Raw genomic sequence first — 16,802 nt, forward strand, 5'->3', positions numbered from 1 at the left:
GCCAGTCTCACCAGCTCGATCAGACGCAGTGGAGGCGAGGCGATGAGCCCCCGGTCGTACCGGATGGGACAGCGGCAGGCGGACGTCGAGGAGACGCGCGCCCGGATCGTCGAGGCCGCCCGCGGGCACCTCGCCGAGACCGGCGCGCTCTCGCTCGACGCGGTCGCCCGCCGGGCGGACGTCGCCCGCGCCACCGTGTACTACCAGTTCGGATCGCGCACCGGCCTGCTGGAGGCGGTCTGCGACGCGCTCGCCGCCGAGGGCGGCCTGGACCGGCTCCCCGAGGTGTTCACCACCGCCGACCCGTGGCAGGCGGTCGACGGCTTCGTCGCCGCGTTCGGCGACTTCTGGGCCGCAGACCGGCTGTGCACCCGCCGACTGCGTGCCCTCGCCGCGCTCGACGAGGAGACCGGCCGGGTCGTCGCGGAGCGCGACGCCCGCCGCCACCAGGGCGCCCGCGTCCTCACCGCGCGCCTGCCCGACGCCCCCGAGGACGCCGGCGCGCTGCTCGCCGCGCTGACAGGTTTCGAGACCTACGACGCGCTGGCCCGCGAACTCACCGGTCCCGACGGCGACCTGCGTGCCGCCGTCCCCGCGCTCACCCGCACCGTCCGGGCGGCGCTCAGCCCCTGAGGACGTGCTCCGGGTTCACCAGCACCGCCCACCAGGTCGACATGTCGTCCTCCGGGTCGTCCGGCCGGAGCTCGCGCCAGGCCACCGCGGCCTGTACCAGGACGTGCTCGCCGGGCTCCATCGGCGGCAGCACCCAGGCCAGCCCCCGGTGGTCGGGCCGCACCTCGGAGCCCCACTTCGCCGACCGCCGGTAGACCTGCTCCAGCAGCCCGCCCCAGCGGGCCGGGACGTCGGCGCCGGCCCGGAGGCACAGGTCCTCGTCGTCCGGCCCGCCCAGGTGGAGCACGGTCCGCCCGTCGTGGAGCTCGACCGCGGTGAGGCCCTGGCCGCCGTCCCACTGCGCCTCGACCCCCGGCGGCACGGCGGCGAACGCGGCGGCGAGGCGCACCCGGTGCAGCGGCTCGTGCGCGGTGACCCGCCAGACCGCGCCCCAGCAGCCGTCCACGGGCCGCGCCAGGTCCGGGTCCGAGCAGGGCGGTTCGAAGGGCTTGACCACGAGCTCCAGCCCGAAGCGCGGGTGCGACCAGCGGAGACCGTCGGCCGTCGCCTCCTCCGCCGCGCCGGGTACCCGGTGGCCGTCCACCACCGCCGAGAAGCGGAGCACCCCGAGCGGGGTGCGCACGCCGGGGACGGGGACGGGGCCGGTGGGGACGGGATCGGTCATGCCGCGACGCTGGCAAGGCGCCGCAAGGGGTTTCCGGTGTGGAGCTGCCGCCCCGGTGGGGCGGGGCGATACTCGGAGGGCGGGGGACGATCGCGAGCGGAGGTGGGCGAGATGGCCCAGGGCGTGACTGCGGGGAAGCGGCCGAAGCGGCCGAACGTGTTCCGGCGCTTCTACGACTTCGTGACGGCGAAGCACAACACCTCGCTGGTGTTCCTGGTCGCACTGTCGATCGGGGTGCTCATGGTGGCGGTGCAGTACGACAACCACCCGGCGATGACAGGGGTCTTCGCACTGATCTGGTTCATCACCTTCGTCGGGCTGGTCGCCCAGTTCTGGGGCCGGCACCAGGCGGCGCAGCACCGCCTCGCCTGACGCCGGCCCCGCGGGGGTGCGGCGTCAGCGGCCGTTCCAGACGGTGGTGATGTTGCAGAACTCGCGGATGCCGTGCCCGGACAGCTCCCGTCCGTAGCCTGAGCGCTTGGTGCCGCCGAACGGGAAGGCGGGGTGCGAGGCGGTCATGCCGTTGAAGAACACCCCGCCGGCCTGCAGGTCCCGGACGCACTCCGCCTGTTCGGCCGGGTCGGTCGTCCAGACGTTGGAACTCAGGCCGTACGGCGAGTCGTTGGCGATCGCGACGGCCTCCGCCAGGCTCTCCGCGCGGTACACGGTGGCGACCGGGCCGAACGCCTCCTCGTGGTGGATCCGCATCCCGGGCGTCACCCCGGAGAGCACGGTCGGCAGGTAGTACCAGCCGGTCGGGCCCTCGGGCCGCTCGCCGCCGCACTCGACGACGGCGCCCTGCGCGACCGCGTCGGCGACCAGCTCCTCCAGGTCGGCGCGGCCCTGGCTGGTGGCGAGCGGGCCGACCTCGGTGGCCTCCTCCATCGGGTCGCCGACGACCAGCTCGCGCATCCGGTCGGTGAAGGCGGCGAGGAACGCCGCGTACACCTCGGCGTGCACGATGAAGCGCTTGGCGGCGATGCAGGACTGGCCGTTGTTCTGCACCCGCGCGGTGACGGCCTTGGCGACCGCGGCGGGCAGGTCGGCGGAGGGCATGACCAGGAACGGGTCGCTGCCGCCGAGCTCCAGGACGGTCTTCTTCACCTCGTCGCCGGCGACCGCCGCGACCGCGCGGCCCGCGCCCTCGCTGCCGGTGAGCGTCACGGCCGCCACCCGACGGTCGCGGATGACGCCCTCCACCCCGGCGGAGCCGATCAGCAGCGTCTGGAAGCACCCCTCCGGGTAGCCGGCCGCCAGGAACAGCTCCTCCAGCGCCAGCGCGGTGCGCGGCACGTTGGACGCGTGCTTGAGCAGCCCCACGTTGCCCGCCATCAGCGCGGGCGCCGCGAACCGCACCACCTGCCAGAACGGGAAGTTCCACGGCATCACCGCGAGCACCGGGCCGAGCGGCCGGTAGCGCACGTACGCGCCGGTGCCGCCCGAGTCGGCGACGTCCTCGGGCGCCGGGCGCTCGTCGGCGAGCAGCGTGTGCGAGCGGTCGGCGTACCAGCGCATCGCCTTGGCGCACTTGGCGGCCTCCGCGCGGGCCGCGCCGATCGGCTTGCCCATCTCCAGCGTCATGGTGCGGGCGATGTCCTCCTGCCGTTCGTCCAGCAGGTCGGCGGCCCGGTGCAGCAGCCGGGCGCGCTCGGGGAAGCCGGTGGTCCGCCAGGACGCGTACGTCCGCTCGGCGAGGGCGAGGCGCCGTTCGACCTCGTCCAGGCTGAATGGAGCGAAGGTTTCCAGGGTCTGGCCGGTGGCCGGGTTGACGGTGGCGATCGGCATGGCGGGGTCACTCCTCGTCGTCGGGCGGTTCGGGTGCTTCGGGCGGTTCGGGCGGTTCGGGCGGTTCGGGCGTGCGGCGGACCGGCCGGCGTCCGGGCGGCTGGACGGCCCTGGGCAGCGGACGCGGTTCGGGTACGGGCAGTGTGACCGGTGCGTCCCGGGTCAGCGTGAACGGCTCGCCGTGGTGCCACAGCTCCAGCTCGGGTCCGTCCAGCAGCCGGTACTCGGCCCGCTCGGCCGCCACCTCGACGCGCACCAGCCGCCGCTGGAAGCGCACGGTGAAGCAGAGCCCGGTCAGCCGCCCCGGCAGCCGGGGCGCGAACGTGAGCGCGTCCCCGTGGTGCCGCATCCCGCCGAACCCGGCGACCAGGCCGATCCACGTCCCGGCGAGCGCCGCCAGGTGCAGGCCGTCGCGGGTGTCGCGCTCCGGGTCGGCCGGATCCGTCAGGGCGCTCTCGGCCAGGTAGTCGTACGCCAGCTCCAGCTGCCCCACCTCGGCCGCGAGCACCGCCTGGCTGTGCGCCGACAGCGGGGAGTCCCGGACCGTCAGCGCCTCGTAGTACGCGAAGTTGCGGGCCTTCTGCGCCGGACTGAACGCCTCCCCGCGCAGCTGCATCGCCAGCACCAGGTCCGCCTGCTTGACCACCTGCTTGCGGTACAGCTGGAAGTAGGACCGGTGCCGCCACAGCGGGTACGCGTCCGGCGGGGTCCCCTCGAAGTCCCACACCTGGTGCCCGGTGAACCCCGCGGACTGCTCGTGCACCCCCAGCAGCCCGTTGTACGGCAGCGCCAGGTGCAGCGCCGCGTCCCGCCAAGCCGCCGTCTCCGCGTCGCTCACCCCGAGCGCCAGCGCCAGGTCGGCGTTGCGCTCGGCAGCGTCCGCCGCCGCCCGCAGGTTCTGCTGGGCCATCAGGTTGGTGAACACGTTGTCGTCCACCACCGCGCTGTACTCGTCCGGGCCGGTCACCCCGTCCAGGTGGAAGGCGCCCCGGTGGTCGACGTGCCCCAGCGAGTGCCACAGCCGCGCCGTGTGCACCAGCAGCTCCAGGCCCGCCTCCCGGTCGAACAGCAGGTCGTCGGTGGCGGAGGTGTAGCGCACCACCGCGTCCGCGATGTCCGCGTTCACGTGGAACGCCGCCAGCCCGGTCGGCCAGTACCCCGCCCCCTCCTCGCCGTTGATGGTCCGCCAGGGGAACGCCGCGCCCTCCAGGCCCAGGCGCGCCGCCCGCCGCAGCGCGGCCGGCAGCGTCCGGTGCCGCCAGCGCAGCGCCGGGGCGACCGCCGACGGGAAGGTGTAGCAGAGCACCTGCAGCACGAACAGCTCACTGTCCCAGAAGCAGTGCCCGTCGTACCCCGGGCCGGTCAGCCCCTTCACCGGCACCGCCCGCTCCTCCGCCCGGGCCGCCGCCTGCACCACCTGGAACAGCCCGAACCGCACCGCCAGCTGCAGCTCCTCGTCCCCGTCCACCCGGACGTCCGCGCCCGCCCAGAGCGCGTCCAGGAACCGCCGCTGCTCGGCCACCAGGCCGTCCCAGCCGGTGTCGCGGGCGACGGTCAGCGCCGCGTCCACCTGGTCGGCCACCGCCGGGCGCGAGCGCACCGCCGACCAGCCGTGCGCCACCAGTTTCTCCAGCCGCAGCACCTGCCCCGGCCGCAGCCGCGAGGTCACCGTCAGCCGCGCCAGGTCCGGCCCTGCGGAGGCCTGCACCGCGGTGCCCGAGGGGCCGTCGAGGGTGTGCTCCGCCGCCACCGCCACCCGCAGCCCGCTGTGCCGGGTCCGGTGCACCAGGCGCAGGGCGGTGCCCTGCGCGGCGTGCTCCTCGCCGACCAGCACGGCGTCGTCGTCGGTGGGCGCGGTGGCGTTGGCCAGCAGCTCGGACTGCAGCACGATCCGCGCCTCGCCGTCCACCGGCTCCACCTCGTACGCGATCGCGCCGATCGCCCGCTGGGTCAGCGACACCAGCCGCCAGGACCGCACCCGGACCGTCCGGCCCGACGGCGAGGTCCACTCCACCACCCGCTCCAGCACGCCCGAGCGCAGGTCCAGCACCCGCCGGTGGCCGCGCAGGCGGCCGTACCGCAGGTCGAACGGCTCGTCGTCGACCAGCAGCCGGACCAGCTTGCCGTCGGTGACGTCGACCACCGTCTGCTCGGTCTCCGGGCTGCCGTACTGCGGCTCCGGGGCGTGCCGCCGGTGCCCCTCGTACACGCCGTTCAGGTAGCTGCCGGACAGGCCGCGCGGCTCGCCCTCGTCCAGCGTGCCCCGCCAGCCCAGGTGCCCGTTGGACAGCGCGAACAGCGACTCGCTCTGCGCCAGCACGTCGGTGTCCAGCCGCTCCTCGCGCAGGCACCACGGATCGACCGGGTACGCGGGGTGGACGATCACGGCACTGCACCTCCGGAGGGCGGACGGGCCCGGCTACGTCCACCCTGAACCCGTTCCGCCCCGGGCGCCTGCCCGGGGCGGAACGGTGTCGCACCGGTCGTGCCGGTCAGCCCGCGATCAGCGGGTAGTGGTCCGAGAGGTCGGTGTACGTGTAGTCCTTGAACCAGCTGGTCACCGTCCACGGCGAGGAGTGGAAGCGGTGCACGGTGTTGGTGTACGCCTGCGGGCGGGCGTGGTCGGCCCGGTACAGGACGTAGTCCAGGTCCTCCTTCGGCTCACCCGGGTAGCGGTAGGCCGCGATGGAGTTGTCCACCGTGTCGAAGGAGTTCGTCCAGCCGTCCCGGGTGGAGGCCGGCGCCAGGTTGCCGTGCGCCAGCATCGACGGGTACTCGGAGTCGTGCGAGTTCACGTTCAGGTCGCCCGCGATCACGATCGGCTCGCTCGCCGGGATGTTCTTGGCGTCCAGGAACGCCTTCATCGCGTCCAGCTGCGCCGCCCGCACGGTGGCCGGCTGGCCGCCGGAGCAGCCCGAGTCGGTGGACTGCAGGTGGGTGCCGACCACGTGGGTGCGCTGCCCGTCGACGTTCAGCACGGCGTAGACGAAGCCCTTGTTCGACCACCAGTCGGCGCCGCACGCGTCCTTGAAGACGTACTGCTCCTTGCGCAGGATCGGCCACTTGGAGAGCAGCGTGACGCCGCCGTCCTCGGGGGTGGCCGCGTTGTAGTTGCCGCCGGTCGCGTCCCAGCCGCCGGTCGACCGGCCGACCACGGGGGTGTGGTACGGGTACGCGGCCGAGGCCTTGGCGGTCAGCGCGTCGGAGGCGGCGTTGTCGAACGCCTCCTGCAGGACCACCACGTCGTGGCCCTGGAAGAAGTCCGCGGTCGCGATCGCGTTGGCGCGGTGGTCCTGGCCCCAGTTCGGGTAGAGGTTCTTGCTCATCAGGAAGACGTTGTACGTCAGCACGTCGAGCGGTGCCACGGTGGCCGGCGCGGTCTCCGCGCGGGCCGGCGCGGCGGCCAGCGGGCCGGTCGCCAGGGCGGCGGCGGTGGCGACGGCGGCGGTCAGCCGCGTGGCGCGACGAGGGTGGGTCTGGGGCATGGATGCTCCGGAAAGGTATGTCGAGTGCCCGTCAACTCGCGGGCTGTTGTGTAGTCAACTCGGGCCCGCGTACGCGCTACAAGACATCGGTCGAGCATCGGGTGAACTCGGCCGAAACAGAAGCTACTGGCCGGTAGTCGCCGCTCGCGGGGCCGATCGGGCGGGCCGGTCCCGGACGGTCGACCGGTCGGCCACCAGACGGGCCGCCCACCGGCCGAGCAGCTCGTCCACCGGCGGGTGCGCCAGGCCGGCCGCCGCCTCCAGGCGCTCGGCCGACGCGGTGTCGTACCGGTCCTCCGACAGGAACGACAGCGCCTCCCGGTCGACCCCGGTCAGCCGCTCCGGCAGCAGCCGCACGAGGGCGAGCGGCACGGTGAGGCGCGGCGCCCGCACGCCCAGGTGCCGGGCCACCGTCCCGACCAGCTCCGGCAGCGGCGGGGTCGCCGGGTCCAGGACGGTGTGCAGCTGCAGGGGCTCGATGTCGTGCTCCGGGACGGCCGCCAGGAACGCGGCCAGGTGGTCCACCGCGACCACCGGGACGAACGTCCGCCGGCTGCCCGCCAGCGCCGGCAGCCGGCCCTCGTGCAGTTGCTCGACCAACGGCGCCAGGCCGAGGAACTGCTCGCACTCGCCGGTCACCGAGTGCCCGATCACCACGGCCGGATTGACCACCGTCACCGGCACCCCCAGCCGCGGCGCGAGGACGCGCACCGCCGCGTCCCCCTCGCGCTTGGACGCCTCGTACGCGCCCTCGGTGCGGTAGCGCTCGTCCGCGTCCGGCAGCGGGTAGGCCGTGGACGGCGCGAGGCCCACCCGGTAGCCGGACAGGTGCACCAGGCGCCGCAGCCGGGGCAGTCCCGCCGCCCAGCGGACGGTGTGTGCCGCGCCGTCCGCGTTGACCGCCGCCGCCTCGGCGCGGGTCAGGCCGAAGCGGTAGAGCGCGGCCAGGTTGTACACGTCGCGGGTGGCGGCGGACAGGTGCTCGTGGTCGGCGGGGGAGAGGCCCAGGTCGGGGCGGGAGACGTCGGCGCGGACGGTGGTCAGCGCGCGGTCGTCCGCGCCGTGGTCGCGCAGCCAGGCGCGCAGGGCGGTGTCCTCGCCGCGGACGGCGGCGGTGACGGGGGCGGCGGTGTCCTCGCGGGTGAGCAGGTGGAGGGTCAGCCAGCGGCCGATGAAGCCGTTGGCGCCGAGGACGAGTGCGGTCATGGTGCAGCTCCCTGTGGTATTTAAGTGGACCGATCTGCATATTTTGAAGCGATGGAAGGGTGTGGGCGCGGATTCCCCGCAGGTCAGGCGAGCAGCAGGTCGACCGCGCGCGCGGCCTGCACGAGCGGCAGGCGGCTGTGCTGCACCCGGGCGAGCAGCAGCGCGCCCTCCACCAGGGCGAGCGCCGAGCCGGCCGCCGCGTCCGCCGAGTCGCGGTCGCGGCCGTCGCGGACCAGCCGGTCCGCGAGCGCGCCCTGCCACTCGGCGTACGCGCTCCCGCAGACCCGCCGCAGCTCCTCGTGCCCGGCCGCCGTCTCCAGCGCCACGGTGGCCAGCGGGCAGCCCCTGGCGTACCCGGACTGCTCCATCCGCTCGCCGAAGGCGTCCAGCAGCCCGCGCACCACCTCGGCGGCGGACAGCTCGCCGCCGGTCATCCCGGCGATGAGCAGCGCCACGTCCCGCCCGGCCTCGGCCAGCGCCTGGGCGACCAGCTGGTCCTTCCCCTCGGGGAAGTGGAAGTACAGCGAACCGCGCGGCGCGCCGCTCTCCGCCAGCACCTGGTTGAGGCCGGTGCCGTAGTAGCCCTGTGCCTCGATCAGCTGCCGGGTGGCCGCGACCAGCCGGGCCCGGGTCTCCTCGCCCTTCGCTCCCATGCCGGAAACAGTAGACCGATCGCCATATTCCTGTCGAGGCCCGTCCGGGGCCGGGCCGGCCGTCAGCTCACGCCGCGCGAGGCCCAGAAGTCGGCGCGGGCGAGGAGGGAGGTGTCCGCGTTGTCGGTGAAGAAGCCGTCCACGCCCTGCTCGTACAGGTACCGCGCCCAGCCGATCGCGTCGCCGTACGCCGCCGGGTCGGTGCCCTTGCGGAAGTCCGCGGGGAGGAAGGAGTTCTCGTTGCGCACCGTGTACGGGTGTAGCAGCAGCCCGGCCGCGTGCGCGTCCGGCGCCAGGGTGGTGGACGGCTGCAGCCTGCCCGTCGCGTCGACCGGCGCGATCAGCTGGGTGGTCGGGCCGATGCCGTGCGCGAAGGAGGCGATCCAGCGCAGCCCCTCCTTCGTCACCAGGTCCGCCACCGTCCGCCTGTCGCCCGCCAGCACGAAGTCGTACGGCTGGGTGTTGGCGGCGCCCAGTAGCTGGATCCGCGGGTTGTCGACCAGCTTCGCCAGGCGCTGCAGGCTGCTCGGCTCGAAGGACTGCAGGATCGCCCGGCCGCCCCGGCCCGCCAGGCCGCCGCGGCGCAGCTCGTCCGCCAGGCGCTCCTCCAGCGGCAGGCCGATCGAGCGGAAGTAGGAGGGGTGCTTGGTCTCCACGTACAGCCACACGTCGCGGCCGAGGGTGCGTGAGCGCCTGTCGGCGAACTCCACCACCTCGCGGAAGGTCGGCACCGCCCAGCGGCCGTCGTAGAGCGTGTTGCGCTGGCGCTGCAGCGGCAGGCGCTCCTTGGCGCGCAGGGTGCGCAGCTCGGCGAGGGTGAAGTCCTCGGTGAACCAGCCGGTGATCGCCGTGCCGTCCACGGTCCTGGTGGTGCGGCGGGCCGCGAACTCCTTGTGGTCCGCGACGTCGGTGGTCTCGGCGATGTTGTTCTCGTGCCGGACGACCAGGTGCCCGTCCTTGGTGGGGACGAGGTCCTGCTCGATCACGTCCGCGCCCAGCTCCAGCGCGAGCTCGTACGCGCCGAGCGTCTCCTCCGGGCGGTAGCCGCTCGCACCGCGGTGCGCGACCACCAGCGGGTGCGGCAGGCGGTCCAGCGCGGTGCCGGTGCGGACGGGCGGGCGGGTGCCGGCCCGCCGGCCGTCGCCGCCGCCCTCGTCGCCCTGGCGGCCCTCGTTGCCCTGGCCGGGCCGGCCGCCCAGGCTGTCGTCCGCGAACGCCTGCGACGCGCCGGCGCCGAGCGCGACCGCGCCCAGGCCCACCGCGCCGCTCGCGCGCAGGAACGACCGGCGCGAGGCGGTCGGGTCGTCGATCGGACGGTGCGTCATCTGGCTCTCCCCGGTGGCGAATCGGCGCTGACGTGCCCCGCGCGCTGCTTCGGGTGCCGCCGCGGGGCCCTCCGGGGACCCTAGGCGCCCCACGCCCCGCCCCGGGTGAACTCCGGCGGAAGCCCGCACCAACTCCGCGCAGTCCCCGCTCCGGACCTGCCGCAGTGCCGTTGATTCCAGCCACTCCCTTCACGCCGGTCCCTGTGGTCCGCTTCACGTTTGGCTCCGCGAGCCGTTCCATTTGTCACGCGAACGTCCGACTGTTGACGAGCGGTCTCCGGATGCCGGGCGGATGTCATGCCCGGGGCGGTGCTTGGCAATGGCTGGTTATGGCTCTGGTCAAGGATGTGCGCACGCATAGGATCGAATTGTTGCGAGCTGGTGAACTTCAGTTCCGCGACAGACAGTTCGGGTCCGTTTCATCCTTTACAAGGAGTGGGGAATGCGAGCTTTCAAGAAGGCCGTCGTCGGCGTGCTCGGCGCCGCCGCGCTCACCGTCGGCATGGCCGGCACCGCCTCGGCCGGCAGCTACAACGGCGTCTGCGAGTCCGCCGGCGGCGGCGAGGCGTGCCTCTACTACACGTACGACTACGCGGGCTGGGTGTACGACACCCTGTACAGCAAGCCCAGCTACACCGGCACGTACTACGGGACCGAGATGCCGATCAACGACAGCGTCGGGTCCGTCTGGAACCGAGACCCCGACAGCTCGCTGAAGCTGTTCACCGGCGCCAACTACACCGGCAGCGTCAAGGTCGTGCCCGGCGGCGGCAAGTTCAACGCCCTCAACACCATCTTCAACAACGCCTTCAGCTCGCACTGTTTCACCTCGAACGCCGGCTGCCCGTAACGAATTCCGGGGCGCCCCCGAAATGACGGGGGCGCCCCTTTCCCGTGCCGTCCGACCGGAATTCCAGAATCCAGGAGAACCACGTGGCCCTGCGTCCCCGGCCCCGGCCCCGGCTGCTCGGCGCGGCCGCGCTGCTCTGCGCCGTCACCGCCGTCACGGCCGTCACCGGCTGCCAGGCCGACCGGCCGCCCGCCGAACCGAGCGCCTTCTCGTCCGCACTGCCGACCCGGACCGTCGCCGGGGCGGTCGTCCCCGTCCTGCCCCTCGACGCGTACCGCCTCACCGCGGCCCAGCAGGACCACCTCCAGCAGGCCGCCGACCGGATCGCCGCCGACTGCATGCGCGCCCAGGGCCTGACCTGGCCCGCCAGGCCCGCCGCACAGGGCGTCGAGCACGACAGCGACGAACGGCGGTACGGCGTCAGCGACGCCCGCACCGTGGCCGCGACCGGCTACCGCGTACCGCCCCCGGCCGGGGTGACCGCCGAGCAACTCGCCGAGCGCAAGCGCGCCGTCGAGGCGCGGAACGCGGCCATGACCGAGGCCGTCGTCGCCGCGTACACCGGGGAGAAGCCCGGTGCGACCACCCCGCAGGAAGCCGGCCGGGGCGGCTGCCGCGGCGAGGCCGAACAGCGGCTCGGCCTGCCGAGCGGGTACGCCGACGGCACCGACGCCGTGGAGACCGCCGTCCAGGAAGGCTGGAACAAGACCGCCGCCGACCCGCGCGCCAAGGACGCGGACGCCAAGTGGAGCGCCTGCATGCACGGCTCCGGCTACGACTACGCCGACCCGCACCAGGCCGCCGGCGATCCGGCCTGGCGCCCCGGCGCACCGGGCGTCGGCCCCACGCCGGACGCCCGCGAGAAGGCGGTCGCCGTGCGCGACGTGGAGTGCAAGCGCAGCACCGGCTACCTGACGGCCTGGCAGACCGTGGAGATCGAGCAGCAGAACGCCCTGATCAAGGACCGGGAACCCCAGCTGCGCGCGGTCGCCGACCAGTGGCACCAGGCCCTCGTCCGCGCCGAGCAACTGCTCGGCTGACGCATCCCGGCCCCTGTCCCGCCGCCACGGGTCCGACCTACACTCCCACCGTGACCACGGACCTGAGGTGCACCCACTGCGGGAACACCGGACTCGACCAAGGCTTCGTCGAGGACAGCGGCCAGGGCAGCCTCGGCTACGCCCGCTGGGTGGCCGGCCCGCTGGAGCGCGGCCCGCTCGGCGGCGCCAAGCGGCTGGGCCGGCCCCGTTTCCAGATCGACGCCTTCCGCTGCCCGCACTGCGGCCACCTGGAACTGTTCGCCATGCGGCAGAGCGGCTAGCGGCCCCCGGTCGGGTCGACTCCCCGCGGGCGGGAGTGGTGCCGGGGCGGGTCCTCGGGGACGACGGCGGCGATCCGCACGGTGGGCGGCCGCGGTGGTGCGGGGGAGTAGGCATGGACCACGTCGACGGCGGGACGGCCGGCGGCCGGGTCGCCCTCGATGCGGGTGGAGTACAGCTCGACCCGCAACCCGCCCTCGGTGACCGTGCGGATCGGCCGGCCCAGACGGGGCCGGAACTGCAGCTCGCGGCGCAGCCGCTCCAGGACGTTCTCCGCGCCCAGTTCCTTGGCCCGCCGGGCCGCCCGGTCGGTGACGACGGAGACGGCGTCGCCGTCCTGGTGGTCCGGGTCGCTCACTCGGCGCCCGACCGGTCGAGCAGGTCGGCGACGGCCCGGTCGACCGCGTCGACGGCGTCCGGGTCGGCGGCCAGCAGCACCCGGCCGCGGTAGGCCGCCAGGATCTCGGCGACCGTGGCCAGGTCGACGACGGTGCCGAGCTCGTCGACGTCGACCACCCGGTCGACCGGCACCCGGCGCAGCAACTGGGCGGCGAGCTCGCCGTCCAGGCGCTCGGCGTCACCGGGGAAGCCGTGGCCGGCCCGCAGCGCGGCCCGCAGCTCCTGCACGGTGTCCATCGGCGGCAGCCCGAAACGGCCCCCACCGTGCTCGGTGGGCTGGGCGCTCATCCCCACCACCGCCCTCTCCCGCTCGACCCACCCGGACCCGGCCCGGGCCCGCACTGACGACGGTAGCGCCACGAGCCCACCGGCGGGAGCGGACCGCCCACCCGGGCCCAACCGGGGCCGTCACCCCCCGAACCAGCGGGCGAACCGTCCACGCGGCTTCGCGCGTACGGCCGGCGGGCGGAGACGACGCCCTTCAGGGTCGCCTCCGTACGCGTCGCTCCAGCTCGGCTGCTGCCACCTCGGCCTCGCTGAGAGGCCGGTCCAGGTGGATGGCGCGCCCGGACCCCGCCCCGCCGACGCCGAAGGCCCGGTGCGGGAACGGCGCCTCCCGCAGGGCCAGTACCTGCTCGCGCACTCCCTCCCAGGTCACGGCCGGCCGCCGAAGCCGAGCGCGTTCACGGCCCGCTGCAGGCGCGTCGCCTCCCCGGCGTCGGGCTCGTACGGGAGCAGGCCCTCGGCCGAGGCGGCGGACACGACCGCGTCGGCGAGCCGTTCCGTCTCTCGCAGGTGGTCGAGTTCGGAGAGTTCGGGTCGCGTCACGGCGGCCAGTGTCGCAGTGGCGGACGTTCAGGGCATCCCGGTTTCGCGCAGGTCGGACGCGCGGGCGGGCCCGGCGGTGGTCAGCAGTGGGTGCGGGCCTGCTTGATGCCCGGTTCGGCGCGGTGGATGTCGAAGGTGGTGGAGAACGTCTGCCGGGCGGTGGCGAGGTTGTCGGCGAGCGGCTGGTACTTGGTGTCCTGGAGGGCGGCCACCCGGGCCAGTTCCGCAGCCGTGTTCAGTCGGCCCAGCGCGACGTCGAAGGAGTGGTCCGAGGAGTCGCCGGACGGCTGGTCGGGCATCCGGTCGGGCAGCTTCCGCACCAGTGCGCAGGCCAACTCGCCGTCGCCGTCGGCGGATCCGCCCGAGCTGCAGGCGGCGATGGTCAACATCGCCGCGATCAGCAGAACAAGACGCCTCGTCATGTGCTGGTCCCTTCCCCCGGTAGAACGCACCTGGCCACCCTAGCCGGTGATCTCTCCGGTGCGCCGGGGTTCGGCGCCGATCGCGCGAGGGCCGGGCCTGTCAACGTCCCGCTGTCCGTCGTGACCGCTCGATCCGGGCGAGGGAGGCGATGCCGACGAGGGTGAGGGCGACAACTCCGAGTTGCCGGGCCGTGTCCTTCCAGAGCAGATGGATCATCCACTGGACTATGTCCTGCGTTTCGTTCACGGGGGCGATCGTACGCATGGCCGGAGCGATGACCGTCAGGCGGAGGGGGTCAGCGGTGGGCGGTGGTGAGGAGGGCGGCGTGGGGGAGGGTGAGCAGGCCGTCGGGGGCGAGGAACGGCTGGGCGAGGGTGTCGAAGTGGCGCCGGACCTCGGCGCGGGTCTCGGGGGTTTGGGCGAGGAGGAGTTGGCCGATGAAGGCGACGCCGGCTTCCGGGCCGCTCCACCATTCGTCGGGGGTGGCGCGGTGGTCCCAGGCGAGGGTGGTGCAGGTGGCGTCGTGGAGGCCGGCGGCGGTGAGGAGGGCGGTGAGGCCGTCGGGGGTGCGGGTGAAGTCGTCCTCGGTGGCGAGCGGGGGCAGGTGGGCGGGCCGGGTGAGGCCGGCGGCTTCGACGGCGCGGCCGAGGAGGGCCTGGCCGGGCGGGGCGGGGACGGCCCAGATGGTGAGGGCGAGTCGGCCGCCGGGGCGCAGCACGCGGCGGAGTTCGGTGAGGGCCTGGCGCGGGCGGCCCACGTGGTTGAGTACGAAGTTGCCGACGACGGCGTCGAACGTCCCGTCCTCGAAGGGGAGTTCGGGGAGGGTGGCGGGCAGCACCCCGGCGGCCGGCGCGGCCTGCGCGGCGAGGGCGAGCATGCTGGGTTCGGCGTCGACGGCGGTGACCTCGGCGCCGCGTTCGCAGGCGGCGGCGGCCACGGTGCCGGTCCCGGTGCCGACGTCGAGGAGGCGGGTGCCGTCGCCGACCGCGGCGGCGTCGAGCAGTTGCGGCACGGGGTGGGCGCAGAGTCGCGCGAAGCTCCCCGCGTACGCTTCGGCCCGTCCGGCCCAGGTGCGGCGCTCGTAGGCGTCGAATGCGGTCGTCGTCATCGTTCGGTCCCTCCCCGGTCGCGCCGCGCGGATGATCAAGGTCGCGGCCGGGAGCGACCCTAGCCCACGCAGGACGGCCCCGGCCCACCCGGGACGGGGAGGAGCGGCCGGGACGTGCGGGGGCGCCGCCCTCTCCTGGTGGAGAGGGCGGCGCCCGACGGCGGGCCGTGCCGGTGGCCGGCCGGGCGGGACTACTTGGGCTGGTTGATGCGGACCATGTTGCCGGCCGGGTCGCGGAAGGCGCAGTCGCGGACGCCGTACGGCTGGTCCATCGGCTCCTGGAGGACGTCGGCGCCGGTGGCGCGGACCTTCTCGAAGGTGGCGTCGACGTCGTCGGTGCGGAAGATGACGCCGCGCAGCAGACCCTTGGCCATCAGCTCGGCGACGGCCTGCCGGTCGGCGTCGGAGGCGTTCGGGTCGGCGAGCGGGGGTTCGAGGACGATCTCGACGTCCGGCTGGGAGGGGGAGGCGACGGTCACCCACCGCATGTTCTCGAAGCCGACGTCGTTGCGGACCTCGAGGCCGAGGGCGTCGCGGTAGAAGGCGAGGGCCTTCTCGTGGTCGTCGACGGCGATGAAGCACTGCGAGAGCTTGTTTTCCATGGCTTCACGCTACGGACGGCCGGCGGCTTTGGCTTCTCCGTTCCTGACGGGACGGGTGTGCAGTTTGACGATGCAGGCGGGGATGGCGGCGCTGTGCCGGTGGTCGCGGGCGCGGTACGCGCTGGGGCTCTCGCCGACCAGTTCGGTGAACCGGGTGCTGAACGAGCCGAGCGAGGTGCAACCGACCGCCATGCACACCTCGGTGACGGACAGGTCGCCGCGCCGCAGCAGCGCCTTCGCCCGTTCGATCCGGCGGGTCATGAGGTAGCTGTACGGCGTCTCGCCGAACGCGGCGCGGAAGCTGCGCGAGAAGTGCCCCGCCGACATCAGGGCGACCCGGGCGAGCGCGGGGACGTCTAGGGGCTCGGCGTAGTCGCGGTCCATCCTGTCCCGGGCGCGGCGCAGCCGGACCAGGTCGTCGAGCGGCACCTTGTTGTTCACGACGCGTACTCCAGGTTCGGCCCACCGGGCGGATCGGTGGGCCCGACAGCGGCGCCACCTCTTCCGACGGTACCCCGCGGCGCGGACAAGTCGACCCGGCCGATATGTCGGATGCCCCGGGGAGCGGGCGCGGGTAGCGTGGACGGTCTTGATCGGGAGGGGGCGGGGCGGATGAGCAGGCTGCACGAGGGTGAGCCGGAGATCGACGAGGCGCTGGTCCGGAGGTTGGTGGCTGAGCAGTTCCCGCAGTGGGCGGGGCTGCCGGTGGCGCGGGTGCGCTCGGGCGGGACGTCCAACGTGATCTACCGGCTGGGGGACGGGCTGTCCGTCCGGCTGCCGAGGATCGCCGCCGCGGCCGAGGACCTGGCGCGCGAGGACGCGTGGCTGCCCCGGCTGGCGCCGCTGCTGCCGACGGCGGTGCCGGAGCCGGTGGCGCTGGGCGAGGCGGACGCCGCGTACCCGTGGGCGTGGGCGGTGCACCGGTGGCTGGACGGCGAGGTGCCCGTGCCGGGGCGGCTGGAGCAGCCCGAGGCGCTGGCGGGGGAGCTCGGCGCCTTCGTACGGGCACTGCACGGCGCGGGCACGGCCGGCGGCCACGCCGCGTACCGCAGCGAGTCGCTCGCCTCGCGGGACGCGGCCACGCGCGCGGCGCTGGCGGCGGCAGCGGACCTGGTGCCGGACCCGGGCGCACTGCTCGCCGTCTGGGAGTCGGCCCTGGAGGCGCCGGACCGGCCGGGCGAGCCGGTGTGGATCCACGCCGACCTGCAGTCCGGCAACATGCTGCTGGGGCCCGGCGGGCGGCTCGGGGCGGTGATCGACTTCGGCTGCTTCGGGCTCGGCGACCCGGCGGTGGACCTGCTCCCCGCCTGGTACGTGCTGCCGGGCGGGGCACGGAAGGAGCTCCGGGCGGCGGCCGGCGCGGACGAGGCGATGTGGGCGCGCGGGCGGGGCTGGGCGGTGTCGGTCGCCCTGATGGAGCTGCAGTACTACCGGCGGCGCAGCCCCGCGATGGTGGCGGCGGCGCAGCGCGCGGTGGGCGGGCTGTTGGAGGGGGAGTAGGCGCCCGCGAGCCCGCCTGGCG

Annotated in this window: 22 protein-coding genes; 6 read left to right on the forward strand and 16 right to left on the reverse strand. The window is 74.4% G+C overall.

Annotated features, from left to right (window positions below; all coding sequences use genetic code 11):
• Positions 1-42 precede the first annotated feature (42 nt).
• Positions 43-633, forward strand: a complete 591-nt coding sequence (locus ABEB06_RS35090; RefSeq protein WP_345700969.1) for a TetR/AcrR family transcriptional regulator — start codon at positions 43-45, stop codon at positions 631-633.
• On the opposite strand, the gene ABEB06_RS35095 is transcribed toward ABEB06_RS35090, so the two are convergent.
• Entirely contained in the window at positions 623-1,297 is a 675-nt protein-coding gene (locus tag ABEB06_RS35095; protein WP_345700970.1) for a hypothetical protein, read from the reverse strand. The two genes, ABEB06_RS35090 and ABEB06_RS35095, sit on opposite strands and share 11 nt — an antisense overlap.
• A 111-nt stretch (positions 1,298-1,408) precedes the next feature.
• On the opposite strand from ABEB06_RS35095, the gene ABEB06_RS35100 reads away from it, so the two are divergent.
• The gene (locus ABEB06_RS35100) at positions 1,409-1,669 is read left to right on the forward strand and encodes a hypothetical protein (protein WP_345700971.1); all 261 of its coding nucleotides are present in this window, start codon (positions 1,409-1,411) and stop codon (positions 1,667-1,669) included.
• A 24-nt stretch (positions 1,670-1,693) separates the two neighbouring features.
• On the opposite strand, the gene ABEB06_RS35105 is transcribed toward ABEB06_RS35100, so the two are convergent.
• The 6 genes from ABEB06_RS35105 to ABEB06_RS35130 form a co-directional block, all read right to left on the reverse strand.
• Positions 1,694-3,082: an NADP-dependent succinic semialdehyde dehydrogenase gene (locus ABEB06_RS35105; RefSeq protein WP_345700972.1), complete on the reverse strand. Its 1,389-nt coding sequence runs from the start codon at positions 3,080-3,082 to the stop codon at positions 1,694-1,696.
• A 7-nt stretch (positions 3,083-3,089) separates the two neighbouring features.
• A complete protein-coding gene (locus tag ABEB06_RS35110) occupies positions 3,090-5,468 on the reverse strand; it encodes a glycoside hydrolase family 65 protein (RefSeq protein ID WP_345700973.1) in 2,379 nt (792 codons plus the stop codon).
• Between the two features lie 106 nt (positions 5,469-5,574).
• Positions 5,575-6,567, reverse strand: coding sequence for a sphingomyelin phosphodiesterase (sph, locus tag ABEB06_RS35115; RefSeq protein WP_345700974.1), 993 nt, complete (start codon positions 6,565-6,567; stop codon positions 5,575-5,577).
• Between the two features lie 123 nt (positions 6,568-6,690).
• Positions 6,691-7,773 (reverse strand): SDR family oxidoreductase, encoded by a 1,083-nt coding sequence (locus ABEB06_RS35120; RefSeq protein ID WP_345700975.1) that lies wholly within the window; start codon positions 7,771-7,773, stop codon positions 6,691-6,693.
• An 83-nt stretch (positions 7,774-7,856) separates the two neighbouring features.
• Positions 7,857-8,426: a TetR/AcrR family transcriptional regulator gene (locus tag ABEB06_RS35125; protein WP_345700976.1), complete on the reverse strand. Its 570-nt coding sequence runs from the start codon at positions 8,424-8,426 to the stop codon at positions 7,857-7,859.
• Between the two features lie 62 nt (positions 8,427-8,488).
• Complete coding sequence (locus ABEB06_RS35130) at positions 8,489-9,751, reverse strand: glycerophosphodiester phosphodiesterase (protein ID WP_345700977.1); 1,263 nt, start codon at positions 9,749-9,751, stop codon at positions 8,489-8,491.
• Positions 9,752-10,193: 442 nt separating this feature from the next.
• On the opposite strand from ABEB06_RS35130, the gene ABEB06_RS35135 reads away from it, so the two are divergent.
• The 3 genes from ABEB06_RS35135 to ABEB06_RS35145 all read left to right on the forward strand — a co-directional run bounded on the left by ABEB06_RS35135 (position 10,194) and on the right by ABEB06_RS35145 (position 11,922).
• Complete coding sequence (locus ABEB06_RS35135; RefSeq protein ID WP_345700978.1) at positions 10,194-10,601, forward strand: peptidase inhibitor family I36 protein; 408 nt, start codon at positions 10,194-10,196, stop codon at positions 10,599-10,601.
• Between the two features lie 83 nt (positions 10,602-10,684).
• Positions 10,685-11,641 carry a hypothetical protein gene (locus ABEB06_RS35140; RefSeq protein ID WP_345700979.1) on the forward strand — a complete coding sequence of 319 codons (957 nt, stop codon included), beginning with the start codon at positions 10,685-10,687 and terminating at the stop codon, positions 11,639-11,641.
• 50 nt (positions 11,642-11,691) lie between these two features.
• Positions 11,692-11,922, forward strand: a complete 231-nt coding sequence (locus ABEB06_RS35145) for a hypothetical protein (protein ID WP_345700980.1) — start codon at positions 11,692-11,694, stop codon at positions 11,920-11,922.
• On the opposite strand, the gene ABEB06_RS35150 is transcribed toward ABEB06_RS35145, so the two are convergent.
• The 9 genes from ABEB06_RS35150 to ABEB06_RS35190 form a co-directional block, all read right to left on the reverse strand.
• A complete protein-coding gene (locus ABEB06_RS35150) occupies positions 11,919-12,278 on the reverse strand; it encodes a hypothetical protein (RefSeq protein WP_345700981.1) in 360 nt (119 codons plus the stop codon). The genes ABEB06_RS35145 and ABEB06_RS35150 overlap by 4 nt on opposite strands.
• Complete coding sequence (locus tag ABEB06_RS35155; RefSeq protein ID WP_345700982.1) at positions 12,275-12,607, reverse strand: hypothetical protein; 333 nt, start codon at positions 12,605-12,607, stop codon at positions 12,275-12,277. The genes ABEB06_RS35150 and ABEB06_RS35155 overlap by 4 nt, the downstream gene beginning before the upstream one ends.
• Before the next feature lie 193 nt (positions 12,608-12,800).
• Positions 12,801-12,977, reverse strand: a complete 177-nt coding sequence (locus ABEB06_RS35160; protein WP_345700983.1) for a hypothetical protein — start codon at positions 12,975-12,977, stop codon at positions 12,801-12,803.
• Positions 12,974-13,147 (reverse strand): hypothetical protein, encoded by a 174-nt coding sequence (locus ABEB06_RS35165; RefSeq protein ID WP_345700984.1) that lies wholly within the window; start codon positions 13,145-13,147, stop codon positions 12,974-12,976. Before ABEB06_RS35165 ends, ABEB06_RS35160 begins: the two co-directional genes overlap by 4 nt.
• 80 nt (positions 13,148-13,227) lie before the next feature.
• Positions 13,228-13,569, reverse strand: a complete 342-nt coding sequence (locus ABEB06_RS35170) for a hypothetical protein (protein WP_345700985.1) — start codon at positions 13,567-13,569, stop codon at positions 13,228-13,230.
• Positions 13,570-13,669: 100 nt separating this feature from the next.
• Entirely contained in the window at positions 13,670-13,816 is a 147-nt protein-coding gene (locus ABEB06_RS35175) for a hypothetical protein (RefSeq protein WP_345700986.1), read from the reverse strand.
• Between the two features lie 49 nt (positions 13,817-13,865).
• Positions 13,866-14,678 carry a class I SAM-dependent methyltransferase gene (locus tag ABEB06_RS35180; protein ID WP_345700987.1) on the reverse strand — a complete coding sequence of 271 codons (813 nt, stop codon included), beginning with the start codon at positions 14,676-14,678 and terminating at the stop codon, positions 13,866-13,868.
• 191 nt (positions 14,679-14,869) lie between these two features.
• The gene (locus ABEB06_RS35185) at positions 14,870-15,280 is read right to left on the reverse strand and encodes a VOC family protein (protein WP_345700988.1); all 411 of its coding nucleotides are present in this window, start codon (positions 15,278-15,280) and stop codon (positions 14,870-14,872) included.
• A gap of 9 nt (positions 15,281-15,289) precedes the next feature.
• Positions 15,290-15,709, reverse strand: coding sequence for a helix-turn-helix transcriptional regulator (locus ABEB06_RS35190; protein ID WP_345702090.1), 420 nt, complete (start codon positions 15,707-15,709; stop codon positions 15,290-15,292).
• 183 nt (positions 15,710-15,892) lie between these two features.
• Between ABEB06_RS35190 and ABEB06_RS35195 the strand changes: the two genes are divergently transcribed.
• Entirely contained in the window at positions 15,893-16,780 is an 888-nt protein-coding gene (locus ABEB06_RS35195) for an aminoglycoside phosphotransferase family protein (protein ID WP_345700989.1), read from the forward strand.
• The last annotated feature ends 22 nt before the right edge of the window (positions 16,781-16,802 follow it).

The organism is Kitasatospora terrestris (genome assembly GCF_039542905.1).
GTDB classification, from domain to species: domain Bacteria; phylum Actinomycetota; class Actinomycetes; order Streptomycetales; family Streptomycetaceae; genus Kitasatospora; species Kitasatospora terrestris.

What these genes read in the sequence shown, in the direction of transcription:
- sph (WP_345700974.1), bottom strand. Translation starts at nt 6,567, where the DNA reads ATGCCCCAGACCCACCCTCGTCGCGCCACGCGGCTGACCGCCGCCGTC.
- ABEB06_RS35195 (WP_345700989.1), top strand. Translation starts at nt 15,893, where the DNA reads ATGAGCAGGCTGCACGAGGGTGAGCCGGAGATCGACGAGGCGCTGGTC.
- ABEB06_RS35130 (WP_345700977.1), bottom strand. Translation starts at nt 9,751, where the DNA reads ATGACGCACCGTCCGATCGACGACCCGACCGCCTCGCGCCGGTCGTTC.
- ABEB06_RS35120 (WP_345700975.1), bottom strand. Translation starts at nt 7,773, where the DNA reads ATGACCGCACTCGTCCTCGGCGCCAACGGCTTCATCGGCCGCTGGCTG.
- ABEB06_RS35170 (WP_345700985.1), bottom strand. Translation starts at nt 13,569, where the DNA reads ATGACGAGGCGTCTTGTTCTGCTGATCGCGGCGATGTTGACCATCGCC.
- ABEB06_RS35090 (WP_345700969.1), top strand. Translation starts at nt 43, where the DNA reads ATGAGCCCCCGGTCGTACCGGATGGGACAGCGGCAGGCGGACGTCGAG.
- ABEB06_RS35135 (WP_345700978.1), top strand. Translation starts at nt 10,194, where the DNA reads ATGCGAGCTTTCAAGAAGGCCGTCGTCGGCGTGCTCGGCGCCGCCGCG.
- ABEB06_RS35155 (WP_345700982.1), bottom strand. Translation starts at nt 12,607, where the DNA reads ATGAGCGCCCAGCCCACCGAGCACGGTGGGGGCCGTTTCGGGCTGCCG.
- ABEB06_RS35125 (WP_345700976.1), bottom strand. Translation starts at nt 8,426, where the DNA reads ATGGGAGCGAAGGGCGAGGAGACCCGGGCCCGGCTGGTCGCGGCCACC.
- ABEB06_RS35180 (WP_345700987.1), bottom strand. Translation starts at nt 14,678, where the DNA reads ATGACGACGACCGCATTCGACGCCTACGAGCGCCGCACCTGGGCCGGA.
- ABEB06_RS35100 (WP_345700971.1), top strand. Translation starts at nt 1,409, where the DNA reads ATGGCCCAGGGCGTGACTGCGGGGAAGCGGCCGAAGCGGCCGAACGTG.
- ABEB06_RS35185 (WP_345700988.1), bottom strand. Translation starts at nt 15,280, where the DNA reads ATGGAAAACAAGCTCTCGCAGTGCTTCATCGCCGTCGACGACCACGAG.
- ABEB06_RS35105 (WP_345700972.1), bottom strand. Translation starts at nt 3,082, where the DNA reads ATGCCGATCGCCACCGTCAACCCGGCCACCGGCCAGACCCTGGAAACC.
- ABEB06_RS35095 (WP_345700970.1), bottom strand. Translation starts at nt 1,297, where the DNA reads ATGACCGATCCCGTCCCCACCGGCCCCGTCCCCGTCCCCGGCGTGCGC.